The organism is Coleofasciculus sp., from assembly GCF_046539235.1.
Lineage (GTDB): Bacteria > Cyanobacteriota > Cyanobacteriia > Cyanobacteriales > Coleofasciculaceae > Coleofasciculus.
The window spans coordinates 1-6681 of record NZ_JBKHHI010000366.1 but is presented as its reverse complement, the minus strand read 5'-3'; the positions used below and the strand labels follow the sequence as shown (position 1 = coordinate 6681).

General features: G+C 44.3%; 5 protein-coding genes. All 5 read right to left on the bottom strand.

Annotated features, from left to right (window positions below; all coding sequences use genetic code 11):
* Window positions 1-159: 159 nt before the first annotated feature.
* Window positions 160-753, bottom strand: coding sequence for a CRISPR-associated protein Cas4 (cas4, locus tag ACLFWI_RS24045; protein WP_446415024.1), 594 nt, complete (start codon window positions 751-753; stop codon window positions 160-162).
* 315 nt (window positions 754-1068) lie between these two features.
* A complete protein-coding gene (cas5d, locus tag ACLFWI_RS24040; protein WP_446415023.1) occupies window positions 1069-1779 on the bottom strand; it encodes a type I-D CRISPR-associated protein Cas5/Csc1 in 711 nt (236 codons plus the stop codon).
* Window positions 1780-1781: 2 nt separating this feature from the next.
* Entirely contained in the window at window positions 1782-2786 is a 1005-nt protein-coding gene (gene cas7d, locus ACLFWI_RS24035; protein ID WP_446415022.1) for a type I-D CRISPR-associated protein Cas7/Csc2, read from the bottom strand.
* 37 nt (window positions 2787-2823) lie between these two features.
* Window positions 2824-6144, bottom strand: a complete 3321-nt coding sequence (cas10d, locus tag ACLFWI_RS24030; RefSeq protein WP_446415021.1) for a type I-D CRISPR-associated protein Cas10d/Csc3 — start codon at window positions 6142-6144, stop codon at window positions 2824-2826.
* Window positions 6145-6252: 108 nt separating this feature from the next.
* Window positions 6253-6465, bottom strand: coding sequence for a DUF433 domain-containing protein (locus ACLFWI_RS24025; RefSeq protein WP_446415020.1), 213 nt, complete (start codon window positions 6463-6465; stop codon window positions 6253-6255).
* Window positions 6466-6681 lie beyond the last annotated feature (216 nt).

Genomic DNA, 6681 nt, shown 5'->3' with positions numbered 1-6681 from the left:
GTGAGGACTTTAGTCCTCTTATTTAGCGGCGCTAAAGCGCCGACTACAAGCAAGCAAGTTATCCATCTGTTAGTCGTGAGGAGTTTGGTGTTAGTAGTGAGGACTTTAGTCCTCTTATTTAGCGGCGCTAAAGCGCCGACTACAAGCAAGCCAAGCCGATCATTCCTCCTCCCGATATCGCCCCACTTTTTTAGCCGCTTGGGGTAAACATTGAGGATGAAAACTGCATCCTTTACAACGTTTGGTGTAAATCGGTTTGGGCATTTCTCCGGTTTCTAGTAACTTGGTGACGGATGCAATCGTATCCAGGGTTTCCTGTCGCAATGTATCGGAAATCTCCACGAATTGTCGCTGATGGGAATGGGCATAATAAATATAACCCTGATGAATCGATTGTCCGGTCATTTCTTCCAAACATAACGCCTGGGCGCACACCTGCAATTCATCGTTATCCCATTCCCCTTTCCGCCCCCGTTTATATTCCACGGGATAGAGTTCACCAGATTCGGATTCAATTAAATCCGATTTACCGATTAAGTGATACTGTTGAGATTTCAGCCAAATTGCCCGCACTTGCCAGACTTCTTCCCGTTGCGCTTCACCTAAAGTGTGGACGCGATCGTGTAAACTGGTGCCATCAATGGTATAGTAATTCTCAATAAATTCTCCCGCACAAAACATCCGCCAGCAACGGTGGGGACAGTAGGAATATTGGTTGAGAGAGGCGATGGGAATGTAATCGGTATTATTCATTAGTTTTACCTGTAAATGAATGGTTAGGGTTTCACGTTGAGATCCGCCTCGCATCCCGCTTAAAATCCGGTTCCCCCCTTTTGAAGGGGGGCTAGGGGGGATCTATAAAATTAGGTTCGTGGAAAATCGAGTTCATTTATCAGTGGGGAGGGCGGATTTTGTTGAGAAGTTATCGGTAAATAGTTGAATTGAGTCCCTAAACCCGCCCCGACACAATAACCAATTTATCGAGATGTTCCGGTGCCACATCTTTGTCGGGACATGGCACTGCCGTACCCTTACCTAGGTTAACCTACGTTATCATCATGAAACCAATTAACTCCCCTGAAATTGATACTGCATTTGTGCCGGAATTAAGAAAGGTTTCCTGTCACTCACCTGATAATATTGCCCCTGAATTCGCACATTCCGAATTAAACTAACCGGGGACATATTCACCACGTCATAACTGATGACGCGATGGGTAAACATCACATCTAGGGGATTCAGGGGATAAGGATATGTGAATTCTCCCTCCATCAGTTGAGGAGTAGCCAGTTGTTCTATTCTTACCTCAGCTTTACTCATCCACTTCCCCAGACGAATCCACTTGGGTAATCTTAACGGCTTTGGTGAGATGGCAAAGAATTCAAATTGACTCTCTGGGGCAATCTCTTTGGTTCTGCCAAAACTGGGGATATTTTTCTGGGTTTTCTCCATCTCAACATGATAGTTATTGTTGGCATATTTCCAGGTGTTGAGAACCGCGCTATGGTGAATGACTCGCCCTGGTGTAATATAAATTCCCTGGGCATTGAGAGGGATTAAATGTTCCTGATAGTTGGGAACTTGTTCGCCACAAAAGTAACCATAGGACTTGTCTGGGGCAACAGTTGTCCCATAAACAGAACTATCCACTAATCCTAAGGCGTAACAGAGGGCGTAATTATGGATAATCGGTTCAGTTTCATAGAGTCGCCCAATTTCACGAGTGGCATAATAGAGGCTATCATGCAACTCTAGCTGACAGCGGTAAATTAGAGCCATAATTACTTGGATTTTGCCGTGGATTTTTTGGTCTTGCTATTGGCTTTAGCAATGTATTTTTCTGAGTATGCTGATGATTCGGCATTGGCTTGAGTCAACATGGCAATAAGTTGTGTCTCATTGCTGGTGATTGATTTAACTTCTGCTAAGAGGGGTAACAATGATTCGCCGATAAAATCAGTGTGGGGAATATATTCTTGTGCCATTAACTCACTCATTCCTTGGCTGGCGGCGGCGTTAACCTCATCTTCATTTAGCGGATCAGGGGGTTGAATTTGATCTGCCTGTTTCATCAGATCATATATCTTTTGTGTCCAGCGTAAATTACTGACAATTTCTCCATCGGCAAAGATGACACCAATCAGTTCATTCCTAACTCGACCCGTGCGCGTGGTTTGCGCCCCATAGTGACGGGTTCTCAGGATATTATTGAACACATACAGGAATCCGGCTTCGGTGGGATCTTTTAAGGTGATAATACTGGGAAAAAAGACTTGGGGTAAGATATGATCTTGGCTATTAATCCGACTGGTGACTTCTCCATTCCGACTCATGGTGCCGTTTTCAAAGGGGGCATTTAGGGTAAAATTGAAGTGAGATTCATCAAAGGGTGTAATCGAAAACGCCGTATCAACGACAACTTTAGATTTCTCCGAACCTGCATCGCCAATGGCAAAACCATAGAGAATACAATCTGGGGTTGTCTTACTAAAATTAACGTTATAATCGCAGGTTTCCCAGTCGCCAATTTTGTAGTTCCGCAACAATTCGCGCCCAGTTAAACGTTCTGGGGTGGACTGTTTGCGCTTGAACATTGCCAGACGGCTAATGGTTTCCTTTTGTTCAATTCCCGCCCGCACTCGTGCCTTATTTAATTCGCCATCGGTTTGAAACAGGGGATAGGATTCGGTAACGCGAAGGGTAATAAAATGAGCATATTTGCCCATGGGTTTGGCGGGGATTTCTGGGTGAAAGAATTGGGAATCGATAGTCTTGAGAAAGGGCATGATTTTTACTCCAGATGATTGAGTGAACAAAAATTGATTAGGGAACAGATTCTGTATCTAACTCCGGAACCTCTTCCGGTTCATCTTGCTTGCGTTCCTGGCGTTCTTGGTCATCAGCGAGGCGGTAAAGGTACTCACAGGTATCCCGAATTAAGTTTAACTGAGTTCCGGCAAGACGGGCGCGATCGCATTTAAATTTCCTGGCAAAAATCACCTCGACAAAATAATCAGAAAACTCCCGTACAGCTTGACGTTCGGCTTCAAAATTTAGGGCAGGTTTCCATTTACCATCCACCAACGCTAGGGTGGGTTTCCCTTCAGCCGCACGTCGGCGGACATTCTTCATTAATGTAGCTAAACGCGCTGCTATAACATCAATTAACACCTCCTGATTGATTTGTGAATCGCTATTAGTAATTAGTGCCTTGTCAATCTTTAAAATCACATCCGCCGCCTCATCAATAGGTTTAAGAATGGCATTGGCTTTAGCTGAGGGACGCTTGGCACGATAAAATATACGGTAGAGTCGAGTCAATTCTCGCAGTTCGTTCACAGCTTCTCCTTCTGGGTCAAAATAATGGTAAAAATCGAGATAGAGTTTGATTTTGCTAACGGGAGGAGTATCCAGTTTCTCCTGTTTGCGTAACCATTTACTCAGATAGTGGAAGACATAAAGCGGATCACTGTCCAAATCTCGCGCTAATGCTGCTAATTTCCCCCAATCTGGGTTGCCATCTTTCTTGCGATTCGCTTCTAAGTGAATACAATAGGCGGCACTTAAGGCATTTAAAGGAGAAAATAAGCGCGGTGTTACTGGACGGGGTAAAATACCATCTAAGCGGTATTCACTGTCTCTGACTAAAGACCGAATCGCTTGATGTTCGCCATCCAAGATAGCCGTCTTTTCAAAATCAGCCCCACTAATAAATGGCGGAACCGGAGATTCAGACGCTACGGCTTTCACATCCAGAATTAATGGTAAAGCAAAGGTTAACCAAGCTGGCATAATCCAGGATTCAATATCTGTAGCATCCCTTCCCGGTGGTAACGCTAGGAAAAAGAAGGTTAGCGGCTGATCTTCCGGATAATTCAGTTTAAACGTGCGGTCATTTTCCGGCTGTAAATCGGGTTGAATCAACAGGGAATCCACCTGTTGATAATTCTCCGCTGTAAACCGCGCCTCCTGCTTATCCCGAATCAAATGCTTACGAATATCGGCATCAAAGCGAGTTCTAGCCATCCAGGTGTAAGCCTTGTGTAAAAATTTATTCGTTTCTGGGGTAAAAAAGTAGGCTGGATAAAGATAGAGATAGCGATACTTCCGCCCCTCAAAATCTGCCCCCGTCGCATTGGTTTGATTCATCAAAATTTGCCGCAACATGAGTTCAATTGACCAAATTGAACAAATTTGTCGCTTCGCCGCCTGAGTGTTAAATAAAATCTGGCGATTACTATAGACTTGCGGCGCAAATAACGTGGCTGACTCCATTTGTTCCGTTACTGTATAAGCCGAACTGGACATGGCACAGACATTTTCTCGCCCTCTTCCAGTTACTTTGGCGGCGCGGTAACGGTTAAGTTCAACTAAGAACGGATTTACCTCTGGTGGTGTCACCGCACCCGTTGGTAACGTCACCACTCGACTAATATAGGTTCGCAAATCCTGCCAACCATCGGGAATTGTCACAGTGGCAATTATAGGTTGAATTAAACTCGTCGCCTGACTCACCATATCTACCATTGTCTGGCGCAACTGGTTCTCATCTAACCCTTTGGTTTGTTGAATATACTGTGCGGCGATATAATACCAATCTAGGGGAACCCCTCCGGTTTTTTTCAGGGATTGAATCGCTTTTATATTAGGAATTATTGCCGCTAATCCTAAGAATTTGGCTAACTGTTGAGTTAAATCTAAATCCGGCAAACTTTGGCGCTGTGCCTTGGGTTTTGACTTGTGGACTTGGTGGACGCGATCGCGCCATTTCTGCCAAATTCCTCGACAGAGTATATCCCCAAATTCAGCTAACCGATCAATCCGATAATCGGCGTCGAATTCAACCGGGATAGTATCGGGTAAATCCCCCTGATTCTTGAACTTAACTAAACTATCACTGCGCTTTTTCGCGGAGGAGGTTTTGGTACTAGGAATAAGTCGGCACGCCGCGTCAATACTCACCTGCATTAATCCGGGTGCATCAAAGAATAGCCAATAGTAATCAGCAAACTTAAATCCCTTACCATCCCGACTAAACCCCGTAGATTTCTGCTGCAACCTCTCGGCACAAAATTGGCGAATCTTGGCAATCACCTGTGCTGAAATCTTATGGGTATCAATCGCGGGTGCATCAGCTTTGGCTAAATACACCACCCCATCGGGTAAATACAATAAGGGTGTATAATAGTCACTCGGATGAACATCCATTAAAGCATTGTTGATAATATTAGTGAGAACGCCCCGATTATCGGCAAGGGCGTGATAGCGAAACTGAAGCTGTCCATTACTCAGACTCTGAAGTTCCGTAAATAATCCATTATTGTCAATATCTCTAGGATGCTTAATCACAGAGGCGAATAAATCCGAGAGTCTGACTAAACTTGCCAGCGTTCCTCGAATTCGTCCATCTAATTTCGGCGTTAACCCGCGACATTCTAGACCTAAATCCGCATCCCATTTCACTCCAGCATTATGACTCAACCAAACAATATCATCAAGGTGAGACTCCCAGTGATCACCCAGGAATCCAGTTAAGCCAAAATCATGAATCTTTTGCGCCACATATCCCCGTCCAAAATCCGGCGCGTCTGATTTATGGGGTGGATTTTCTCGCCAGTTGCGATTTGGGAATCTACGATCTGATTGTTCTAGCCAGTCAGGATAATCAGGAAACTTATCAAAGTCATGTAAGAGATAGGCTGCGATAAATAGGCGAATTTCAGTTTCAGTGCAATTCCGTTTAACTGGATTAGTTTGTTTACTCTCGGTTTTCAGTATCCTGAGAATTCGATAGGTGGGAAACAAGCCATTCAGCAGGTGTGAGGTAAACGATTGATCCTCTTTACTCCGGTCAACATTCTTCCCTTGTACCCGTCTATCTTCAGTAAATTGACCCCCCTTAGCGGTTACCCCCACTAACTGCTGAATCATAGAGGGCAAGACATTGGTGGCAAAGGATGCTAAGATGCGATCGCGTTGATTTCCTTGTGCCTCTTGAATCGCATTTTTGAATAAGCGAATGGTTAATAATTCAGCATCGGCTGGCGTTTGATCATCTTCATTTTCTGTCGTCTCTAAGTCTAAGGGTTCTAGAGGCAGTTCATCGCCGTTATGATCAAATAAGGATAATTGTTTTCCCGTCATTCATCTGTCTCCTCAATCGAATGGTACTTGTTTTGTAGAATATAGGGCTAAAGTTGTAGGTTGGGTTGACGACAGGAAACCCAACAGAATATAGGGCTAAAGCCCTTACTACAAGCCGATGTCACGCCAGTAAGTAAGACAAGCAAGAATGTCATCTGGTTCTAAACTAGGATAGTCCTCAAGAATCTCGTCAATTGTCATACCACTGGCAAGAAAATCAAGGATGAGAGACACCCAAATGCGATGTCCGCGAATGCAAGGCTTGCCAAAGCAAATATTTGGGTCAATAGAAATTCGAGATAATAAATTTTTCTGAGTCATTGATATATCTCCCATAACTAACACAATCGTAATAATCCTCCCTTGATAGAGAACCAACCTTTCAGTGTAATCAGTGTAATTAAGGGTTCACCCCCTACCCGCATCTGGACAATAAATCTGTGAAATCAGTGTTTCAACAAATCCATCCGTCATCCTGCTGAGGTTGCCAATACCAAGTCAGCGTCTCCAGCAATAGCGCCGATTGACCAAATGCAA